We start from the raw sequence: 21,086 nt of genomic DNA, 5'->3' as shown, positions 1-21,086 counted from the left end.
CTCAAGGCAACACTGATCGCCATCGCAGCCGGACACCCCCAAAGCCGCATCGACAACCTGCTCCCATGGAACTTTAATACGTCAAGCTAGATCACAGGTGCTCCGCAGCGAACGCTTACAGACCAACCATCAAACCCAGTGTATCAACCACAATATGACGCTTGCGTCCGTTGATCTTCTTCCCGGCATCAAAGCACGTATTCTGCCACTTTCAGTAGTTTTCACCGGCTGGCTATCGATCACGCCAGCTGTAGGACTAGGCTGCTTATCCGCCAACTCGCGTGCTGCCATAACAAGCGTGTTGTTGATGGCGCTCAGTGTCCCTTCATCCCGCCACCGATAAAAGTATTTCTGCACCGTGGAAAACGGTGGGAAGTCCTTTGGTAAAAGCCGCCAAGCTGCGCCTGAAGAAGCAATTTAAAGCAGTGCATTCACCACTTCACGCACATCTGTCTTGCGAGGACGTCCAAGGCGGTAGGGCAAAGGAATGAATGGCTCGATCACAGACCATTCCGTATCTGTCAAATCGCTTGCGTAGCGCTGATTGCATCGTTCATATTGCTGGCGAGCGATTTCAGTCCAGGTCATCGTGATCTCCATCGAAAGTTAGCAACCCGATTGAATCATAACCAACTGAAATCGTTCAACCTTTTTTGGAACAGGTTCTAATACAACAGGAAGGACGTCCCCGCATTTGCTACTGTGAAAGCCGCCAAATGTGCACCAAAGCTTCTATCTTCTTCTGTGCTTCTGCAATCATTGGGGTGTAACGCGCGTTCTCGAAGCCCCAAAGAGTTGAAGTCGCATCTTCCTTGTGGCCAGCAATAAACGGTAAGGCGACAACAACTCGCAAATTTTCCTGACGCTCCAGATATCTGTCTATTGTATTTGTGACAGCATCTGCATCGAGGGGATTCCATCGTGACAAAATTTTCAGTGCACTTTTATTATATATATTGAAAACGGTACTCGTCATTTTGTCGATGGTGACATAGGTGCGTCCACCAACCTTCTCAACAGATAAAATTTTTGCATTGGGGTGTAAGTCGGCCATCAAACCCGAAAAAATATCCCAGCTTTCTTTTCGTGTGTCGAGGTATCCGTTCACCTCATGAAGTATGCTATTAAAATCATCAGGAAGGTCGACGTCATCTTCAATAACGGTCAACCTATTTATACTATTTGTAAGTGAATAACGCGATAAGGCGCTAAAACTGCTACCACAGCCGATCCAGCCCAAATTGTTTCGAATGCCATCAAATAATTCGCAACCATCCGGTAGTGACTTAGATATAGCCCTGCGTCGTTCAATCGTTTCTGGCAACGACAGAGCAAAAAAATCACTTTTACGAGCCAAATATATTTGCTCATCAAGAATAATGTTGGCCGGAACGACTCCAACTGCCACCAGAAAGCGGTCAAACATAAAGTTGAAACGTGCCGCGCTGAGTGAGACCGCACCTGTGATGGTTTCGTTTATGGCTTCAATGTTATTTAGCATCTCAGACGCTGCAGCCAACATGCTGTCAATTGAGCCCTCATCGAAAAATGCTACAGCACCTTCGAGTTCTGGATACTCGTTCTGGTCACTCGTGCCTTCAGAAAGAACTGGCACACCTAATGAAATACACTCGCATATGCGAGGCATTTCTAATAAAGCGCCTTCATAGTAATGAATATTGATAACAGCTTTGGCTTCCTGAATAGCCGCGTAAAGTTCGCGACCAAACAAATCATTGCATATTTTTACGGTATATTTTTCTTGCAGCTTTTCGAGAAATTTGCGTCTTCTTTCACTGCTCAAACTATCGCCATAAAAAATAAAATCATATTTTTTTGTCACTGCATTATCTGCAAATGTCTCATCTTGAGAAGAACCTATAGGCAGATAATGTACGCTAGGATACTTAAGTTCATTCTTTGAAAGGAAAGCGATATTAGTTAGAGAGTACTCCAGAACACCCAGAGAACTCGTAAGTGTCTTCATATATTCTTGCGTAAACCATCTTGAACTGACGGATTGTTCGAGCTGAAAGATAACACGTTTATTTGCGGGTGGAAGACGTTTGAACATCTGTGCGCACAGAACAACATAAAAATCATGATTAAAACTCTTCACAGAGCCCATCACGATTTCACTTTCGATTCCATGGAACGCCAAACGATCAGCTATTGTTCGTGCAATAAACAGGGTATGAGGGGTGCAAAGAATACCCCAAACAATGCCGTTTCCATTTGCAAGCCGTCGACGCAATTTTACATGAGAGTATTCTCGTCCATACCACTTCAGACGGTTCGCCAGTCCAGAAAAGTCTCCGCGAGCCAGATAGCGCAATGCATTTGTCAACTGTCTGAAACGACTAGCTAATTTTGGCATAGTTGTAAAACATCCTGCAATGGAAACGAAAACTGACACACTGGTAGTTTTCAGTGTTAACAGCTACCCGCGCACTCCACATATAAAAAGGGCTAGGGATTCCGACCTTAAACGCCAAACGAATTTTTGGCATTTAACATATGATATACAAAGGCGTATTGTATTCTTAATCTATTTCAATACGCTTTTGATTTTTAAAAATGCAGACGCAATTCTGTTATTCGCCGAAGTAGGTTTGGAGGACCTCGTCAGGTGGGCCATCCATTTTTACTCTTCCGTGTTCAAGCCAGATTATTCTGTTACAGTTCTTTTTCATCAAATCTTTTGAGTGGCTTGCCAGAACGAGTATTTTTGTTGAATCAACGAGTTCGCGCATACGTGCATTGGCTCGCTCCTTAAAATCCTCGTCACCGGTTGAAAGCCATTCATCCATTATCAGGATTTCAGGTCGAACAGCAGTTGAAGTCGCAAACGCCAACCTTAACTGCATGCCAGAAGAGTAGGTGCGGAACGGAACATCCAAGAATTCGCCAAGACCCGAAAAATCAGCAATTTGTTCAAATTTTTCAGCAACTTCCTCAGGCGGCATACCCATCATTGCGGAGCGCAGACGAATATTCTCTTTCCCCGTTGCATCTGGATCTATTCCAAGATTGATGTTAATCAACGAGACACAGTTGCCATTGATGACGGAACTTCCATGCGTTGGCGTATAAATTCCCGACAAAACACGAAGTAATGTGGTTTTTCCCGACCCATTATGGCCGATCAGCCCGACTCGATCCCCATCCCTAAATGTCAGGGAAATATTGTCGAGGCCACGTACAATCACCAGACGATCGCTACGCCTTTCGATTTTCCCGCCCGTCGCGATGCTAAGAACTCTGTTTTTAAGCGAACGGCTTGTCGAGTTATAGATCGGGAACTCGACGCTAACATTTTGAAGCTGAATTAGACTCATTTTCTACAACCAATACGCTACGCGCCAACGATACCGCCCGAAAAATATAATTGCGACGATCCAACCGATTATCGCGCACGCAAACCCAAAGGCCCAATCCAGCGGTGATGGTGGTGAGCCGAATAACGGCGCTCTTACAAGTTCGATAAAATGATAAAACGGATTCAACTCAATGAATACGCGTGAAACATGATCAGGTAGAATTTTAACCATCCACATAATTGGCGTAGCATAGAACAGAACTTGTAGAATATTCGTTACAACCTGAGTCATATCGCGAAATCTAGCACAGAGAATAGCCAAAATAAGCATCATCCACGATAGATTGAGGCACAATAATATGAATCCAGGAACAGCCCAAAGCGCATTCAGACTAATCATTTTACCTAGGATTAAAAGAAGAACAGGAAAAATAACGATGTTATGAGCGAATATTATTACATTCCTCCATATAGCACGCATTACGTGCGTAAATAGAGGCATTCGAACTTGCAGAATTATGCCATCCGAAGAAGTGAATGTTGTGCATCCCTCATTTAAACAGGTTGAGATAAAACCCCACGTAATAACACCAGCACACAGATAGGGCAGAAACTCTCGCATCTCACTTTGAAAAAGTGTTCCAAAGATCAGTCCGAGCGCGCCAATAAATACGGCCATGTTCAACGTTAACCAGAAAGCGCCGACACGCGATCGGCGATATCGTTGAGCGACATCTTGCCATCCGAATATCAAAGCCAATCGATATTTCGATAGAGCTTCTGAGATATCACGAACGGCAACCCCTGCACCTTTTGTTGGCTCGGCGATTACAACCTCATGGGTTACGTTTGCTGCTGAAATGTCGGTACTCATGATCTTATCTGGGCCAATCTTCTATTTGTCACGACTGCCACTTTCTCGAATATTTTTATGAATGCGTTATAGCGTAATTGAAGAAATAGCGCTTCTAAGTCAACTGCGTGGTTATCATTGAATCAGGCTCTTTTGGGGTCTATTGCTGCATTTGTGCTTGTCCCCAATGTGAAAACTCGACAAAGATCATCAAAACGTGATTTCATTTTTAAATTTAGATCGTCATTCCTACGCTCACCTGAGTCATTGATCACAAGGTTCCATCGAGAGCAATGTCTGTCCTCCTCCCACGTCAACCTGTTCAGCAGGAAACTCGATTAGGTAAAGCTCTTGCGTATTCAGCAGCAGATCGCCGTGGGGCTTTAAAATACTGAGCTTTGGCGTTCTCCAGATTTAAAATCGAATATGCCAATCTGTGCTTTTCCGTGATAACGCGGATATCTCTGCTGAACCGCGGAACTTCCGCGTCAACGCGTTCCTGATGATATGTTGTGACCATATCCTGACGGAGACTATGTGGCACATTTGATTGCTTAAGGAAACGCCAGCCCTGACAGGTTTCGCTTTCAAACAGAATGTGGCGGATGCAAAATTTTTCCGGAAGCCTGTATGCCCAGCCCACTTCCAGATCAGCGCCAATATTATCTATTTGGTGAAAGCCTGCCTCTGCGCGTTGGCCAGCGAACTGAAGATTTTCCACATGATCGTTCATCCGCACAATTTCGGGCTGGAACAATCGTTGAAGGGCTCTTTCGACATCAATGCACTTCGCGGGTTTTCTGCTATTTCAAACAGCAACAAATTGAGCTTGCGGACCATGTAGCCTGCCTGCCGATGATCAGATTGTTTGAGACTGACAACAAGGTGACGCACGCCAATATTGCATCCCAAATGTGCGGGGAGACGCGGACGCCAATAGAAAATATTTCCGCGCCGCTGAAGATTCTGAACCTGATGTCTGACTGTCATGTCATATCTGCTATCTGGAGCTGACACGAAACCGAAATTCACAAGAGTCGGCATGTGTGATTGCTCTGTGCCACAGTTAAGTGCGCATGCAGCAAATATGAATATAATGAGGATTCCCAGCCAGAGGGAAATTTGAACAAAATCAATAAGCCGCTGATGTTGCTCTTAATTCATGGCTGGGGCGCCTGGATTCGAACCAGGGGATGCCGGTACCAAAAACCGGTGCCTTACCGCTTGGCTACGCCCCAACAAATCAGATCGATGCGACCGATTGGGCGGGCTTATAGCCGCTCCCCGCGCCAAGTGCAATCGCCTATCGACGAAATCTGACAAGCTTTACAAGGACTGGGGATAAAGAATTTCCTCAGAGTATGATCAGTGGCGCAAATCAGCCAAGCACAGGGATTTGCCTTCGCATCCAAAGCTGGTAATTCGATGACAGAGTCATTTTTCAATGGTTGTTGCAATGATCTTGTTGATAATCTCCTTTCTTGCAAGCGCCATTCTTTGCGGCGTCGGGCTTTATGTTTTATCCGCGCTTCTGCCAGCAAGCTTTCTTGCGGCAAAATTCAATGCGCGCTCCAACCATAGCGTAGCTGCCCGGCAAATCGGCGGCCTTGCGCTCATACCGGCGATTATTGTCTCGCTTTTAATGTTCGGCACAGATCTTGGCCTTCCTATTGATCTGGTCCTCAATCTAAGCGGTGCCTGTTTATTGCTCTGGGTTATCGGAGGTCTGGATGATCGTTTCGAGCTTTCCGTCACAACACGCTTTGGCTCGCAGTTTGTAGCCGCATGCCTCGTGGTTTATGGGCTCGGCCCCGATTTCCAACTATTGCCAGAGCTTTTGCCTCATTGGGCTGAGATTACGCTGTTCGTCATCACGCTTGTCGCTGCAATCAATGTCACAAACTTCATGGATGGCCTGGATTGCATGACTGTCGCAGGCATCGGTGTGCCCATGGCTGGAATTGCGCTGCTGGCAGCGTTTCAGCTCGCAGGTGTTGAAAGCGGCACAATTGCCGCGATCATAGCAGGCGGCCTTCTCGGGTTTGCTTTTTACAACCGTCCACCTGCAAGCGTTTTTTTGGGCGATTCCGGCAGCTTTCCGCTGGGGCTGCTTGCCGGAACCGCGCTTTTACTTTTGGCACGTGAAACGCATATAGCGGTCGCGCTTATTCTGCCGCTCTATTACGTGCTTGATGCTGGCACGACGATCATCTTACGCGGTCTGGCAGGCGAGAACATTCTGAAAGCACATTCAAAACACGCCTATCAGGTCGCCAAACGAGCCGGGTGGAGCGTGTGGAAGGTGGTGAGCCACGTTGCACTGCTCAATATCATTCTGACAGCATGTGCGGCAGCGATTATGGTTTTCGACCATATGCTTTCGCAGATTATATTCGTGCTCATCGCCACGGTCGCAGTGCTTTTGCTGCTGCTCGATTTCCGCGGACGCTTCAGGAGGTTATGACGTCGAACAGAACCTTGCGGGCAGCGTTGGCATCTTCTGTCTCCATCGCAGCCCGAAGAGTATCAAGGCTTTTAGGGACGTCCACAGCAACCTTCTGACCCTTTGGTGCACGCATAATTTTGGGGTGGCGCGTGGTCTGAGCCTGGGACGGATCGTAGAAAAGCTCTTCATACATCTTCTCACCTTCGCGAATGCCCGTCACCTCAATCGCAATATCGCCGTCGGGATTGTCTGCACTACGCACCGTCAGCCCCGCAAGCAGGATCATATTCTCGGCCAGATCACGAACCTTGACTGGATCACCCATTTCGAGAAGTACGGTATCGCCGGATTTGGCAATTGCACCGGACTGCACGATGAGCTCGGCAGCTTCCTTGATCGACATGAAATAACGCGTCATGTCTTCGTGTGTGAGCGTAACCGGGCCACCATTGGCGATTTGCTCGCGGAAAAGCGGAACCACTGAACCATTGGAGCCCAGAACATTGCCGAAGCGAACGGAATAGAACGACTTATGTTGGCCCGCTTTTTCAGCGAGTGTTCCGTAGTAATAAACGACGAGTTCCGCCCAGCGCTTTGTCGCGCCCATGACATTCGTTGGCCGTACGGCCTTGTCAGAGGAAATCAGCACCATCCGTTCGACATTGGTCGCAAGCGCTGCCGCTGCAACGTTCAGCGTTCCAAACACGTTGTTGCTGATACCGACTAGTGGGTTTTGTTCGACAAGCGGCACATGCTTATAGGCCGCACAATGATAGACCGTATCAACAGCGTGTGTTTGAATTGCTTTCTCGATGCAATGCTGGTTTGCGACTGTGCCAAGCACCGGAATGACAACACAAGGTGCCATCTGACGTAGCTGCCGCTCGATCTGATAAAGTGCAAATTCACTGGATTCAAACAGCACGATACAGCTGGGATTCCACTGTGCAATTGTGCGGCAAAGCTGACTACCTATCGACCCGCCAGCGCCCGTCACCATAATGCGTCGGCCTTCGACAACTTCACGGAGGAGATCGACATCTGGCGGTACAGGCGAGCGCCCAAGCAAATCGTCAATCTCGACATTGCGCAAAGCGCTGACAAGATATTTGCCCGCAGTCAGATCAGCGATTGGGGGCAGAATACGCGTACTGACCGGGAGACGGCCAAGCAGACGCGCCAACTCCTGTCGCTGCTTCTGATCCAGTTCCGGCTCAGAAATGACAACCTGACGAATTCCAAAGTTTTCGATCAGGTTGGGGATCTGAGATACATCGTAAACGCGAAGCCCGATAATATCCATTCCACTGAGCTGGCCCGTCGGGTCCACGAAACCGATCACATGCGTATTGCTATGGCTTCTCAGTGCTGTCGCCAGCTGGCGTCCGGGTTCGCCCACACCAATAATCAGCGCGGTACTTGAATAGACCTTGCTGGTTTCAGCACTGCGTAGAAGCCATTTTGCACCAAAGCGGCTCGCCGAAATAAGGACAGTGCTCAAAAGCCAGTAGAGCAGCGGAACCGAACGCGGCAAACCAGCGCCGCCATAGGATTCCATAAGAAAGACCAGTGCCACCCAGAACAGGGCTGCAATCGCCGTTGCCTGAAAAATAGGCCAGATGGCCCGCTCGGCGAGATAGCGAATAATCGCTCGATAAAGACCAAAACGAATAAAGACTGGAATAGCCAGAGCCGGAGCAATAGCGATCAGGAAAATCTGCGTCTGTGTTGGGACAAAAACAAAGCCAAGACGCATAACAAAGGCGAGATAGGCACTGAGCAACAACAAGAGGCAGTCGCTCAGCAGAAGTATGATCTGCTTACCGACACGCGGTAACAAAGCCAGTCTCTGCCAGGGATATCTGAAACTCATACGAATATATCCTGCCCCCTCAAGGCGAGAATGCGAACAATCGCCGTTGAGGATTCGGCTAAACCCAACTCTTTTTAATCAGTGAAATCAGATATCTAGCTCAGAAATCTGACCGTAAAACCAGCCCAATAGTCGCACCGTTAGCATGAGTCCCCCCTGCAGAGCCATATCAATTGATATTTCCGGCGCTCACGAAGATTACGCGTTGACCCCTTAATTATCTGTTTTTATTCGAGTTCTCTTAAACAAGCCACCGGGTCTTGGTTCTATCCCCTTAGTACTTTCGGCTAAGCAATAATTGCAGGTACTTTTTTCACATAAACACATAAACATTTCTTTATGTAATATTGACAAGCGACGAGGCTTCCGCCAGATTAACGAGCGTTATGGTCTTCCGTCAGACTTCAGACGAAAGCTAAGAGGGAAACCGGTGCGTTAAAGACAAAACCGGTGCTGCCCCCGCAACTGTAAGCGGCGAGCTGAAATCCATCATGCCACTGGAACGAAGGTTTCGGGAAGGCGGATCGAGGCGCTGACCCGTGAGCCAGGAGACCTGCCATGACAAAACAACGTCCACGGGCGGGGTGTCCCGGAGTGTCGCAGGTCTGGTTGCCAGAAGCAGCCTTTTCGCGCACGTCTGTGAACCCGCGCCCCCATCTATATCGGGGTATATATAGCCATGTCACAAACCACCGTCGCTACCGCCACCCTTGGTGTGCCGCGCATCGGCCGTCATCGCGAACTGAAATTTGCACTCGAAGCTTTCTGGGCGGGTAAATCGTCTGAAGCAGAACTGCTCACTATTGCCAGCGCTTTGCGCGCGGCCAATTGGGCCGAACAGCGCGATCACGGCATCACGAAAATTCCATCCAACGACTTCTCTCTTTACGATCATGTGCTTGATACGGCTGTAATGGTCGGCGCCATCCCTGCCCGTTACGGCTGGTCGGGCAGCGACGTATCGCTCCAGACCTATTTCGCCATGGCGCGTGGCAGCGAAGGCAAAACAAGCAGCGATTGCGGTTGTGGAAACCAAGAGCATGCACATGTTCATGGTGTGACTGCGCTTGAAATGACCAAGTGGTTCGACACCAATTATCACTACATGGTGCCAGAACTCAGCGATGATCAGGAGTTCAGGCTTTCGGCCCGCAAGCCGGTCGAACATTTCCTCGAAGCCAAGGCACTGGGTATCCACACACGTCCAGTTATTCTTGGCCCGGTTACATTCCTGAAGCTGGCTAAATCCACCGCTGAAGGCTTCAATCCTGTAGCCTTGCTGCCAAAGCTGCTGCCGGTTTATGAAGAGTTGCTGCGTGAACTTGCAAATGCCGGTGCCGACTGGGTGCAGATTGACGAACCAGCGCTGGCTCTCGATCTCATCCCCAATGAACAGGCTGCATTTGAACTTGCTTACCAGCGTCTTGCCACTGCTTCCAACGCGAAAATCCTGCTTGCTACCTATTTCGGTGAACTGGGCCACAATCTCGACACTGCATTGGCTTTGCCGGTCGCGGGTCTTCACGTCGATCTGGTACGCGGCGCAGATCAGCTTAACGACATTGTAGCGAAAGCACGCCCCGATCAGCATCTTTCTCTCGGTGTAATTGATGGCCGCAATATCTGGCGCGCCGATCTCAATACCATCATCGACCGCATTCAGCCCATCGTTGAAAAGCGCGGGCTGGAACGCATTGAAATTGCGCCATCCTGCTCGCTCCTGCATGTACCGATTGATCTTGAACTGGAAACCGGACTCGATGCAGAACTTAAAAACTGGCTCGCTTTTGCAGCACAAAAGATCGATGAGATTGCTATCCTCGGACGTGCGCTTTCGTCAGGCAAAAGCACGGTTCTTTCAGAACTGAAAGCCGCAAGTGAGGCCATTGCAGCCCGCCGCACATCGCCAAAGGTCCACAGTCCGGCTGTTGAACAGCGCGTTGCCGCTGTCACGGAAGCTCAAAAGAAGCGCAACAGCGTGTTCACCGAGCGACGCAAAATTCAAAGCGACAAGCTCGGCTTGCCCGCTTTCCCCACCACGACAATCGGCTCTTTTCCGCAGACCCCTGAAGTGCGCAAAGCACGCGCAGCGGTCAACAAAGGCGAGATCAGCAATGCGCAGTATGAGAGCTTCATCCAGCGCGAAACTGAAGCCGCCATTCGCTGGCAGGAGGAAATCGGCCTCGATGTACTGGTGCATGGCGAGTTCGAGCGTAACGACATGGTTCAGTATTTTGGCGAGCAGCTCTCGGGCTTCGCTTTCACAAAATACGCCTGGGTGCAGAGTTATGGCTCGCGCTATGTCCGCCCTCCGATCATTTTCGGTGACGTTTCCCGTCCTGAGCCGATGACGGTTGCCTGGTGGAAATACGCGCAGTCACTGACGGATAAGCCTATGAAGGGCATGTTGACGGGGCCTGTGACGATCCTCAACTGGTCGTTTGTTCGTGATGATATTCCGCGCGCCGCAACCTGCCGACAGATCGCGCTCGCCATCCGTGACGAAGTGAGCGATCTGGAAGGTGCCGGTGCAACCATGATCCAGATCGACGAGGCCGCCTTGCGCGAAGGCTTGCCGCTGCGTCGCGCTGACTGGTCGACCTACCTCGATTGGGCTGTCGAAAGCTTCCGTCTGTGTTCAAGCGGTGTGGCCGACCAAACACAGATCCACACCCATATGTGCTATTCGGAGTTCAATGACATCATCGACGCCATTGCTCATATGGATGCCGACGTGATTTCGATTGAAACCTCACGCTCACGCATGGAGCTGCTCGATGCGTTCAAGTCGTTCAAATATCCGAATGATATCGGACCGGGCGTTTATGACATCCACTCACCACGCGTGCCGGAAGTCAGCGAAATGACAGACCTGCTGGCGCTTGCCCGCAAACAGCTTTCCGATGGACAGCTCTGGGTCAATCCCGATTGCGGTTTGAAAACCCGCAAATGGGACGAGGTGCGCCCCGCCCTCGTCAACATGGTGGCGGCAGCGAAAGCGCTACGCGCCGAACTCACTTAAACATAAAAGCCCATGCCGGATTACCGGCATGGGCCAGAGCGGTTCCAATTGGGAACCGCTCTATCTTTTCCATAACGCATTATCCGACGTAAAAGGCTCACGCACTTTTGCTGGAAATTCTAGCCTCCATTGACCAACGCCAGAATGAGCTGCTCGACATTGCCGCCGGACCCCATTTCAACACGGTCGAAATCACGGCCTTGCTGGCGCTGAACCTCGACCAACGCAGTAATGCGATTGATCAGTTCCCGGCGCATTTTCTGGCACTTTGGATCATTCGGGATCGAAAGCCCCACCGTTGTGCGGACGATTTCGCGCGTCATGTCCTTGGCGGTGTCGCCATGAACAAGCTCGTGCTTGTAGATGCCATCATAGAAGCGTTCCCAGTTCTCTCTCACCGGAGAGGACAGCTTCTGTGAAGGCTTCGGCAGCGTATAGGTGATTTTCAGCTTGGGTTTGGCCGAAACAATTGTGCAGCCATTGTTGGAATTGTCGAACTTGCGGTCCCAGGTCAACACAAAGGTCGTGTGCGCGATCACGCGGGATTTGCCGGCTTTAGGGCCGCGCTCGCCGATGGATTCATAAAGCTCAGGGCCGGTGCGGCCAGTAATTGCATAGGGTTTTATAACTTCGACGGCTTTCCAGTCATCTTCCGCATGTGCCTGACCAGACAATAAAATTCCAAACACAACCCACAAGACCGATATACGCACGACGACTCCAACCCAAAAAATAGCTCGACCCAAAAACAGCAATGAGCCAACGCTACAATATCATTGCTGCAGACAGAAGCGCTTTCACCACCGCTTACAGTTTGAAACGGAAATCGGAATGAAATTTCCTGATAACCGTTTTTTAAGTAAGATTGACTGCATCTTCATAGTTTCGTAGATACGAAGACATGAATAAGCCTAATCCAATCGACCCCGGCGTAAAAACCCATCTTGCGGCCGACGAGGCAAGTGAATTCCTCAAGGCAATCGCCAACAATCACCGGCTCATGATCCTCTGCCGGTTGCATGGTGGTGAGAAGTCAGTGGGGCAGCTTGCCGAACTGATCGGCTTGCGTGCCTCCACTGTCTCGCAGCATCTGGCTTTGCTGCGACGTGATGGCATCATTGCCGGGCGTCGCGACGGGCAAACGATCTGGTATCGCGTTGAAAGCGATATAGCGCGGCAGGTGATGGCGGTGATTTGCACACATTTCCAGGTGCCAGCTGAATAGGCCCGGCACGATTATCAAGGCAACTTTGAAGAAGTGCAGACATGACCGACCAGACAATCGCCAGACGCAATATATTCGTGCTGACTGCGGCACAGGCTCTGGGTGCAGCAAGCCCACCGATCATCATTTCGCTGGGTGGATTGGTCGGGCAGCAGCTTTCTTCTGATCCGGCGCTGGTCACACTTCCTGTCAGCCTGTTCAATCTTGGTCTGGCGCTGGGAACTCTGCCCGCGGCGTTTATCATGCGATCCTTCGGACGTCGCAATGGCTATCTGCTCGGCGCTGGCTTTGGCATGACGGCCGGTCTGGTCGCCGCTTTCGGCATCTTCTCGGCGTCCTTTATCATTTTCTGCTTCGGCACTTTCATCGCGGGCTTTTATGCCGCTTACGTGCAGAGCTATCGCTTTGCTGCAACTGATGCCGCAACAGGACCGCTCAGGGCCCGCGCCATTTCCTGGGTTATGGTCGGCGGTCTGATCGCAGCCATCATCGGCCCGCAACTTGTCATCTGGACGCGGGATGCACTGCCCAACACGCCCTATGCTGGCAGCTTTCTGAGTCAGGCCGCTCTCGCGCTGATGGCAATACCTGTCTTGATGCTTTTGCGCTCACCCAAAGCCGCAAAATCTGCCAATACCGGAAGCAACGGACGCCCGCTCAAGGAGATCTTGCTAAGCCCGCGTTACATGCTGGCGGTGGCTTCTGGTGTCGTCTCCTATGGCCTGATGACCTTCGTGATGACTGCAGCGCCGATTGCCATGGTTGGCCACGGTCATTCCGTCAATCACGCAGCGCTGGGTATTCAGTGGCATGTGCTGGCCATGTTCGGGCCAAGCTTCTTCACCGGCATGCTCATCACCCGTTTCGGGAAAGAGCGTATTACTGCAGTCGGCCTTCTGATTATCGCGTTGTCTGCAATCGTCGCTCTGTCCGGCCTTGATCTGACCCATTTCTGGATTTCGCTGATCCTTCTTGGCGTCGGCTGGAATTTTGGCTTCATTGGCGCAACAGCCATGGTCGCCGAATGTCATACGCCGGAAGAACGCGGCAAGGCGCAGGGTGCCAATGATTTTCTCGTCTTCGGCACGGTTGCATGTGCTTCCTTCTTTGCCGGTTCGCTGCTGCATTCATCCGGCTGGGAGACAATCAACTGGCTGATCTTCCCGACCGTTGCGCTCATCCTCGTCCCGCTGGTCTGGCAGTCGGCCCGAAAGCAGAAAGCTCAAAGCGCAGCTTAACAAGAAAGCCCGCCCCGATTGCTCGGAGCGGGCTTTCTCTTGTTCGTCAGATGATCTGGTACCAAAGTTCATTGAGTGAAGCTCATTGGACTTTGATTAAGCCCCAGTGACGCTTGAACATTCTCAAGGCGTGATGCGTGAGCATTCTAGAGCATGTCTCCCAAAAGTGAGAACCGCCTTCGTGGGGAAATCAGTCCACCGGACTGATTTCTGATCCCGCTACGATGGGATAAAGACATGCTCAAAAACAAATAATTAGAGCGTTTCCTCTGGTTCAGAACATAATTAAAACGCTCTAGAGCGCCGTGCGCCCTCTTGGGCGCACAAAGGTCGCTCTAACACTTTATATTTACAGCATAATTTTACCTTAAACTGATTCAAGTTTAAGGAATTATGCTCTAGCCTTGGTATTATTGTTCGATCGTACGGTTCCAGCGGTTGTTCAGCTGCTGACGACCTTCGTTGACGGCATCCCAATCAAGCGTGTTGGCTGTCTTCATGTAACCGTTGAACGCATCGAGCTTGGCCTGCGCTTCTGGCGAACCGGCCTTGGCCTTCTGGTTCGACGGGATCACGTTGCCATGATCAAGTGCCTTGCTCTGAGCATCGGCTGAAAGCAGATAATGCGCGAGCTTCTGGCTCAGTTCTGGTTCGTTGTTGCCAGCCAGAACACATTCGGTGACAGCGAGAACGACTGAGCCTTCCTTCGGCTGAGCGTATTCAACCGGAATGCCCTTGTCCTTGAGGTTGTTCACACCGGTTGGTGTCAGCGGGAAGATTGCAGCTTCACCGGTCTGAACCATTTCCGAAATCTTTGCCGATGACGGGATGAATTCCAGAATGTTCTTGCCGATCAGGTCCGGGAACTTCTCGAAGCCCGGCTCAAGGTTCTTGTCGTCGCCGCCCTGAATACGGTTAAACATAAGGAATGCATGAAGGCCGAAGGTCGAAGCAGACGCAGACTGGAAAACAACAGCCTTGTTGTATTTCTCGTCGGCGAAATCCATCCATGAGGTTGGAGCGGCCCAGCCTTTTTCGTCGAACAGCTTCTTGTTATAAGCGATGCCGGTCATGCCCATATCGACGCCGATTGCCATGTCGTCCTTGAGACGTGCCGCAGGCTGAATGTCGGCGAGAACCGGATCATCAGAGATTTTCTGGCAAAGGCCTGCATTGATTGCGCGCACCATCACACCATCATCAAGCAGCATAACGTGCATCTGCGGATTGTCTTTCTGCGCGGTCGCCTTGGCGAGAATATCGGCAGATGTACCCGGCACGACAACGACCTTCACATTGTTGGCCTTCTCGAATTCCGGCAGCACGTTCTCGGTGTAAGCGCGCTCCATATTGCCACCATTCATGCCAATATAAAGCGTCTTAGTCTGAGCGGACGCGCCCGAAACGAAAGCTGCCGACAGGCCAAGCGCCAGTGCGGACATTGCAGTCATGTGTTGCTTTTTCATGCTAGTTCCCTTTGTAATTTGAGGTTAGATGGTTAAATCGATTGATCGAGAAAGCCTCGATCGGTGTTTCTGTCTCGCCTTTGACGGCCAGATCGCACAGCACAGCGCCGACGGCAGGTCCGGTCTGAAAACCGGCACCGTTAAAGCCGAAGCCATGAAAGAGGTTTTTGATGAGGCCACTTGGCCCTATAACCGGATTATCATCCGGCATCTCTGCTTCCGTCCCCGACCAGAAGCGGATGACCTGCGCATGTTGAAGATGTGGAAACAGTTCGATGGCACGCAGCATCACAGATGATGCAGCATTGACCGAAGGACGCGAGAAATCCGGGTTTTCAAGCGGCGTTGCACGCCCGCCACCCATCACATAATTGCCACGCGTGACCTGACGACCATAGAAACCGCCGCCCTCTTCGCCGAGACTCATCGGCAAGCGCAAAGGCATCGGCTCCGTCACCACCATCGAGGGATAAATCCGCTTCAAAGGAACCGGCTCACCAAAGGATGCTGCAAATCGATCCGACCAGGCACCCGCGCAATTGAAGACCATGCCTGCTCGAATTTCGATGCCGTCACCCGCCAGCGCCACGAAACCATCACCTGTTGTCTGCACTTCATGGACAGGCGTATTTTCCAGTACCGTTGCACCCAGAGCCTTTGCACCGCGCGCAAAGGCAGGCGAAACAAGACGCGGATTGGCGTGACCGTCTTCCGCACAAAGCGACGCGCCAGCCACATCACCCGTCAGCCATGGAAAGCGCTCTTTCACGGCGTTGCCACCGATCAGTTCCAGCTCAAGTCCCAGCGGCCTGACCCGTTCCGCATAGGCTTCAAGAGACGCAAAGCTCTCTGGCGTGCGTGCAAGTTTCAAATGACCACTGCGAATATACTCGCCGTCGATGCCAATGAGTTCAGGCAGACGCGCCCAGAGATCAAACGAGCGCTGCGACAAAGCGATTTGCTCAGGTTCGCGGCCCTGCCTGCGCACGCCGCCATAATTGACGCCGCTTGCCTGCGCGCCGCAGAAGCCTTTGTCGAGAAGGATAACCGACAACCCGGCTTGGCGCATGAAAAGCGCCGCTGAACCGCCAACAATTCCACCGCCTATAATCAAAGCATCAGCCTGAAGGCGCTTTGTCATGACCGCACCTCGTGCGCAGATTTTGCGCCGAAGCCAAGCGGGATCGGTTTGACCGGTGCCTGCGCACGAATACGGCCTGCTTCTGATGGAGATTTATCCTGCATTGCTGCCAGAAGTTCGGCCGCAGCAGCCGAGCACATACGGCCCTGACAACGCCCCATACCCACACGGCTCAACGCTTTCAGTCGATTGATCTCGCTTGTATTGCCGTCACTGATGACCGCTCGGGCTTCGCTGAGCTTAATCTCTTCGCAACGGCAGAGCGTTACATCCTGCCCAACCGTTTCAAACCAGTCGCGCGGAAATGGAAAAACCTTCTCCACGATCAGACGTTGACGATAGATCGCATCAAGTTCGCCGAGCAGACGGCGTTCGAGCGTCGTGTCCGCCGTGCCACCAAGATCACGGATCATGGCAATCGCCGCAAGCTGACCACGAATTTCAGCCGCATCTGCGCCTGCAATGCCTGCACCATCGCCCGCAACATAAACCCCGGCCTGACTGGTCCGGCCAAGCGGGTCCGCGACAGGAAGCCAGGCACGGTCACGATCTTCAAAGCCAAATTCACAACCGGCAAGATCAGCAAGCTGGGTCTCGGGACGCAATGCAAAACCGTAGGCCAGTGCATCGCATTCGATTTCCCGGCTGCGGCCAGCTTTTTGATACCGAATACCCTCGACGTGGCCCTCGCCCAACACTTGTTCAGGGCGCACATTGTAATGGACCGGCACGCCACCAAGCATCAGGCGGAAGCCATAATAAGCACCGAGCGCCACAATGCGCGGCGCGTGCAGGGCCAGATGCGCGAGGTGAAATTTCGAACGGAAGGGAGCGGTATCCAGAACTGCCGCAACCTTCGCACCGGCATGGTGGTATTGCCACGCAACGAGATAAAGCAACGGCCCGGACCCCATGAAAACAACGCGCTCACCGATTGTGCAGCCTTGTGCTTTCAGTGCCGTTTGCGAGGCACCGAGCGTATAGACACCCGGCTTGGTCCAGCCCGAAAACGGCAAGACACGATCTGTAGCCCCCGTCGCAAGCAACAAATGGCTGAAGGGAAGTTGCGTGTGAACGCCGCCCGTCAGGAGATCAAGGCTGTTGCTATTGTCGCGTGAAATGTTCCAGACCAGCGTTTCGGGATGATAATCCACTGCTTCGCGCAAATGATCGAACGTCTTGTGCAACGCCTCAGCCTTATGGGCTTCCGAACCATAACGCGCTTTATAGCTGCGACCGTCATCGAAAGGTGGACGACGGTAAATCTGTCCACCAGCACGCATGCCCTCATCAAGCACAATCGGACGATGCCCGGCTTTCACCAGCATTTCTGCGGCACGAATGCCCGCCGGGCCAGCCCCAACAATGACAGGCGCGAGAGCTACAGTCATAGCGCTGCCCCTGTCACAAATTCCATGCCGTCTTCAAGCAGCGTTGTGCAAGCGCGCAGGCGTTTGCCTTCCACCGTCATGACATGACAATCCTGACACGCACCAATGAGGCAGAAGCCTGCACGCGGCTCGCCAGTAAATTCTGTATGACGCACTTTACCCTGCACCGAGAGAATAGCTGTCAGCACCGTGTCTCCACGGCGTCCCTCAAAGGGGACGCCATCGAGCAGGAAGCCAACCGGCTGTTCATTGAGACGATACCGCCTGCGGAACTGAGCCGTTAAAGGCGAAACTGTAACCGCCATGATATGTGCGCCCCTATCAGCCCTTGCCCACGAGGACGCGGTCGAGACCAAACAGGCGGTCGATAATCACCATGGTCACAGTCGCAACCAGGATCATCAGCGCCGACACCGCAGCCATCATCGGATCGATGGATTCGCTTGCATACATATACATGCGCACCGGCAATGTGACGGTTGATGGCGAGGTGACGAAGATCGACATGGTCAGTTCATCGAACGAATTGATGAAGGCAAGCAACCAGCCGCCCGACAATCCCGGCAGCAAAAGTGGCAGCGTAACGCGGCGGAACACTGTCCATTCACCGGCACCCAAAGTGCGGGCTGCATTTTCCGCATTGCGATCCATACCGCTCAGCGATGCCAGGATCAGACGCAACGCATAAGGTGTGACGACGATCACGTGGGTTGCCACCAGCCATGCGAACGAGCCGGTCAGGCCCATCAGCGAGAACAGGCGCAAAAACGCGACGCCCAGCACCAGATGCGGGATGATCAGCGGCGAGAGAAACAACGCATTGAGCGCATCACGGCCCCGAAACTTGTACTGAGCGATTGCAAGGCCGGAAGGAACAGCAAGCAGTGTTGAAATCGTCGCCGAGAAGAAGGCGAGCTTCAGCGAGTTCGAGAAAGAAGTCATGAAATCATTATGCGCAAACACCGCCTTGAACCAGCGCAACGAGAATCCGTTCCAAGGCATAGACAGCGTGTTTTCCGGCGTGAACGCCACGAGGCAGACCACAACCATCGGCGCCAGCATGAATATGACGACCAGCGTGTGAAAGAAGAGTGCGAAAGGACCGTTCTTTGTCATTGCGGTTACCCCAGCTTCTTTCTCGCTTGCCCTTCGAGCATGCGATTATAGGCAATCATGATGATGAGATTGGCGAGGAGAACGATGATCGCGATGGCAGCACCAAGCGGCCAGTTGAGCTCGATCAGGAACTCGTCATAGACAACCGTTGCCGCCATCTTGAGACGGCGACCACCCAACAGACCAGGGATTGCGAACGAGCTTGCCGAGAGCGCGAAGACGATCAGGCTACCCGACAAAATGCCCAGAACGGCCTGTGGGAACACCACGCGACGCAGTGCTGTAAAACGCGAGGCACCCAGTGTCAGCGCCACAGCTTCAACCGTCGGATCAAGCTTTTGCAGCACGGTCCAGACCGGGATCACCATGAATGGAAGCATGATATGCACAAGACCAATCACGATTGCCGTTTCGGTATAAAGGATCTGCGCTGCGGGCAGGCCCAGCAGTTCGAGCGTGCTGTTGACGAGACCGTTACGGCCTAAAAGCATGCTCCAGCCGAATGTACGCACCACAACCGAAACCAGAAGCGGCCCAATGATGACCAGCAGGAAGATCGAGCGCCAAGGCGCGCGCATGTTCGAGAGAATATAGGCTTCCGGCACACCGATAATGACTGCAATCACCGTGGTAATCAGCGCAAGCCGCAATGTGCGCCAGAAGATGTTCAGGTAATAGGGGTCCTGAAGCACCTGCGTGTAATTGGCGACGGTGAAGACGTCCTGAATGCCCTTGTCATAGCTGTACGAGTTGAACGACAACATGACGGTCAGCGCCAGGGGCAAAAGCACCAGCGCGAAGAACAAAAGGGTGGAAGGTCCGGTCAGGAATAACGGCAAATAATTCCGCCGCTCTTTTGTTTCCCCGGTCGTTGTCTGCGAAACGGCACTCATGATCAGTTCGCTCCTGCATTCAGGATGCGGCAATCTTCATGGTTCCAGGCAAGGCCAACCGTTGTGCCTTCCGCAGGCGGTGGATTGCCCAGATTTGGCAAAGCCACGGAAAGCTGACCAGCCTTGGTCGATACACCGAGCAGCCACTGGCTACCCATGAAGTAGCGTGTTGTCACCTCGCCGCTGATCTGGCCTTCGCCTGCATCAACGAGATGGACTTTTTCCGGGCGAATGAATACCGAAACTTCACCCGAAACGCTCTGGTCTGCTGACGGAAAGCGAATATCGGTTTCGGCAACCGAAACAGTCGCACCATCGGCCTGCGCCTTCAGGAAGTTCGACTTGCCAACAAAGTTGGAAATAAAATGGTTATGCGGGTGCTCATAGAGCTTGTAAGGTGCATCAACCTGCGTAATCACACCCTTTTCCATCACCACGATGCGGTCGCTGATCGACAGCGCTTCGGCCTGATCGTGGGTCACCATGATAGTGGTAATGCCAACGGTGCGCTGGATGCGACGCAGTTCAAACTGCATTTCTTCACGCAGCTGCGCATCAAGATTGGACAGAGGTTCATCGAGCAAAAGCACCGGCGGGTTGATGACCAGCGCGCGCGCAATAGCGACGCGCTGACGCTGACCGCCCGACATTTCGCGCGGATAGCGCTCGGCCAATGCGCTGAGGCGAACCAGTTCCAGCACATCGCGTACACGCTTTTCGCGTTCCGCCTTTGGCACTTTGCGCATTTCCAGACCGAAGCTGACATTCTGCGCAACCGTCATATGCGGAAACAGCGCATAACTCTGGAACACCACACCCAATTCACGCTTGGCAGGAGCCAGCCGGGTGATATCGCGTCCATCGAGCGTAATCGCACCCGATGATGGTGGCACAAGACCGGCGATCATCTGCAATGTCGTGGTTTTGCCGCAACCCGACGGGCCGAGAAGTGAAATGAACTCTCCCTTTTCAATCTCCAGATTGAAGTTATCAACGGCTGCGAACTTGCCGTAGTAACGGGAAATATTGGAAAGGGTCAAAAAGCTCATTGCGTCTCCCTCTCGGCAAGACTTCCGCCAGTCAAAGTGGGGGAACGGAAGCGC

18 protein-coding genes, 1 tRNA gene, 1 pseudogene and 1 riboswitch are annotated in these 21,086 nt (G+C 52.1%); of the genes and pseudogenes, 4 read left to right on the top strand and 16 right to left on the bottom strand.

Annotated elements, in window-relative coordinates:
* Window positions 1-118 precede the first annotated feature (118 nt).
* The 7 genes and pseudogenes from OIV19_RS16560 to OIV19_RS16530 form a co-directional block, all read right to left on the bottom strand.
* Window positions 119-588, bottom strand: a pseudogene (locus OIV19_RS16560) (IS5 family transposase); the annotation flags it as partial.
* A gap of 109 nt (window positions 589-697) precedes the next feature.
* Window positions 698-2,377 carry a methyltransferase type 11 gene (locus OIV19_RS16555; RefSeq protein WP_264232309.1) on the bottom strand — a complete coding sequence of 560 codons (1,680 nt, stop codon included), beginning with the start codon at window positions 2,375-2,377 and terminating at the stop codon, window positions 698-700.
* Between the two features lie 217 nt (window positions 2,378-2,594).
* Window positions 2,595-3,338, bottom strand: coding sequence for an ABC transporter ATP-binding protein (locus tag OIV19_RS16550; RefSeq protein WP_264232308.1), 744 nt, complete (start codon window positions 3,336-3,338; stop codon window positions 2,595-2,597).
* A 3-nt stretch (window positions 3,339-3,341) separates the two neighbouring features.
* Window positions 3,342-4,193, bottom strand: a complete 852-nt coding sequence (locus OIV19_RS16545; protein ID WP_264232307.1) for an ABC transporter permease — start codon at window positions 4,191-4,193, stop codon at window positions 3,342-3,344.
* A gap of 301 nt (window positions 4,194-4,494) precedes the next feature.
* The gene (locus OIV19_RS16540) at window positions 4,495-4,905 is read right to left on the bottom strand and encodes a hypothetical protein (protein ID WP_264232306.1); all 411 of its coding nucleotides are present in this window, start codon (window positions 4,903-4,905) and stop codon (window positions 4,495-4,497) included.
* Complete coding sequence (locus OIV19_RS16535; RefSeq protein ID WP_319637605.1) at window positions 4,902-5,162, bottom strand: DUF6538 domain-containing protein; 261 nt, start codon at window positions 5,160-5,162, stop codon at window positions 4,902-4,904. The genes OIV19_RS16540 and OIV19_RS16535 overlap by 4 nt, the downstream gene beginning before the upstream one ends.
* A gap of 173 nt (window positions 5,163-5,335) precedes the next feature.
* A tRNA-Gln gene (locus tag OIV19_RS16530) sits at window positions 5,336-5,410 on the bottom strand.
* 218 nt (window positions 5,411-5,628) lie between these two features.
* Between OIV19_RS16530 and OIV19_RS16525 the strand changes: the two genes are divergently transcribed.
* On the top strand, window positions 5,629-6,636 hold the full coding sequence (locus OIV19_RS16525; RefSeq protein WP_264232305.1) for an MraY family glycosyltransferase: 1,008 nt from the start codon (window positions 5,629-5,631) through the stop codon (window positions 6,634-6,636).
* On the opposite strand, the gene OIV19_RS16520 is transcribed toward OIV19_RS16525, so the two are convergent.
* Complete coding sequence (locus OIV19_RS16520) at window positions 6,623-8,491, bottom strand: nucleoside-diphosphate sugar epimerase/dehydratase (protein WP_264232304.1); 1,869 nt, start codon at window positions 8,489-8,491, stop codon at window positions 6,623-6,625. The genes OIV19_RS16525 and OIV19_RS16520 overlap by 14 nt on opposite strands.
* 370 nt (window positions 8,492-8,861) lie before the next feature.
* Window positions 8,862-9,066, top strand: a riboswitch (cobalamin riboswitch).
* A 104-nt stretch (window positions 9,067-9,170) separates the two neighbouring features.
* On the opposite strand from OIV19_RS16520, the gene metE reads away from it, so the two are divergent.
* Window positions 9,171-11,513 carry a 5-methyltetrahydropteroyltriglutamate--homocysteine S-methyltransferase gene (gene metE, locus OIV19_RS16515; RefSeq protein WP_264232303.1) on the top strand — a complete coding sequence of 781 codons (2,343 nt, stop codon included), beginning with the start codon at window positions 9,171-9,173 and terminating at the stop codon, window positions 11,511-11,513.
* A gap of 119 nt (window positions 11,514-11,632) precedes the next feature.
* On the opposite strand, the gene OIV19_RS16510 is transcribed toward metE, so the two are convergent.
* Window positions 11,633-12,226: a DUF922 domain-containing Zn-dependent protease gene (locus OIV19_RS16510; protein WP_498831057.1), complete on the bottom strand. Its 594-nt coding sequence runs from the start codon at window positions 12,224-12,226 to the stop codon at window positions 11,633-11,635.
* A 188-nt stretch (window positions 12,227-12,414) separates the two neighbouring features.
* Here OIV19_RS16510 and OIV19_RS16505 point away from each other — a divergent pair, with 188 nt between their 5' ends.
* A complete protein-coding gene (locus OIV19_RS16505) occupies window positions 12,415-12,738 on the top strand; it encodes an ArsR/SmtB family transcription factor (protein ID WP_264232302.1) in 324 nt (107 codons plus the stop codon).
* A gap of 41 nt (window positions 12,739-12,779) precedes the next feature.
* A complete protein-coding gene (locus OIV19_RS16500) occupies window positions 12,780-13,976 on the top strand; it encodes an MFS transporter (RefSeq protein ID WP_264232301.1) in 1,197 nt (398 codons plus the stop codon).
* Window positions 13,977-14,386: 410 nt separating this feature from the next.
* On the opposite strand, the gene OIV19_RS16495 is transcribed toward OIV19_RS16500, so the two are convergent.
* Genes OIV19_RS16495 through OIV19_RS16465 form a run of 7 tightly spaced genes read right to left on the bottom strand, consistent with a single transcriptional unit; the run spans window position 14,387 to window position 21,032 of the window.
* The gene (locus OIV19_RS16495) at window positions 14,387-15,442 is read right to left on the bottom strand and encodes an ABC transporter substrate-binding protein (RefSeq protein WP_264232300.1); all 1,056 of its coding nucleotides are present in this window, start codon (window positions 15,440-15,442) and stop codon (window positions 14,387-14,389) included.
* 1 nt (window position 15,443) lies between these two features.
* On the bottom strand, window positions 15,444-16,583 hold the full coding sequence (locus OIV19_RS16490; RefSeq protein ID WP_264232299.1) for an FAD-dependent oxidoreductase: 1,140 nt from the start codon (window positions 16,581-16,583) through the stop codon (window positions 15,444-15,446).
* Window positions 16,580-17,974 carry an FAD-dependent oxidoreductase gene (locus OIV19_RS16485; RefSeq protein WP_264232298.1) on the bottom strand — a complete coding sequence of 465 codons (1,395 nt, stop codon included), beginning with the start codon at window positions 17,972-17,974 and terminating at the stop codon, window positions 16,580-16,582. Before OIV19_RS16485 ends, OIV19_RS16490 begins: the two co-directional genes overlap by 4 nt.
* Window positions 17,971-18,279, bottom strand: a complete 309-nt coding sequence (locus tag OIV19_RS16480; protein WP_264232297.1) for a (2Fe-2S)-binding protein — start codon at window positions 18,277-18,279, stop codon at window positions 17,971-17,973. The genes OIV19_RS16485 and OIV19_RS16480 overlap by 4 nt, the downstream gene beginning before the upstream one ends.
* Before the next feature lie 16 nt (window positions 18,280-18,295).
* Entirely contained in the window at window positions 18,296-19,090 is a 795-nt protein-coding gene (locus OIV19_RS16475) for an ABC transporter permease (protein WP_024896958.1), read from the bottom strand.
* 5 nt (window positions 19,091-19,095) lie between these two features.
* Entirely contained in the window at window positions 19,096-19,983 is an 888-nt protein-coding gene (locus tag OIV19_RS16470; protein WP_264232296.1) for an ABC transporter permease, read from the bottom strand.
* A 2-nt stretch (window positions 19,984-19,985) separates the two neighbouring features.
* On the bottom strand, window positions 19,986-21,032 hold the full coding sequence (locus tag OIV19_RS16465) for an ABC transporter ATP-binding protein (protein ID WP_024896960.1): 1,047 nt from the start codon (window positions 21,030-21,032) through the stop codon (window positions 19,986-19,988).
* Window positions 21,033-21,086: the final 54 nt, after the last annotated feature.

Source organism: Brucella sp. HL-2, from assembly GCF_025846885.2.
GTDB lineage: Bacteria > Pseudomonadota > Alphaproteobacteria > Rhizobiales > Rhizobiaceae > Brucella > Brucella quorumnocens.
This window is presented reverse-complemented; position numbering and strand designations above follow the sequence as displayed.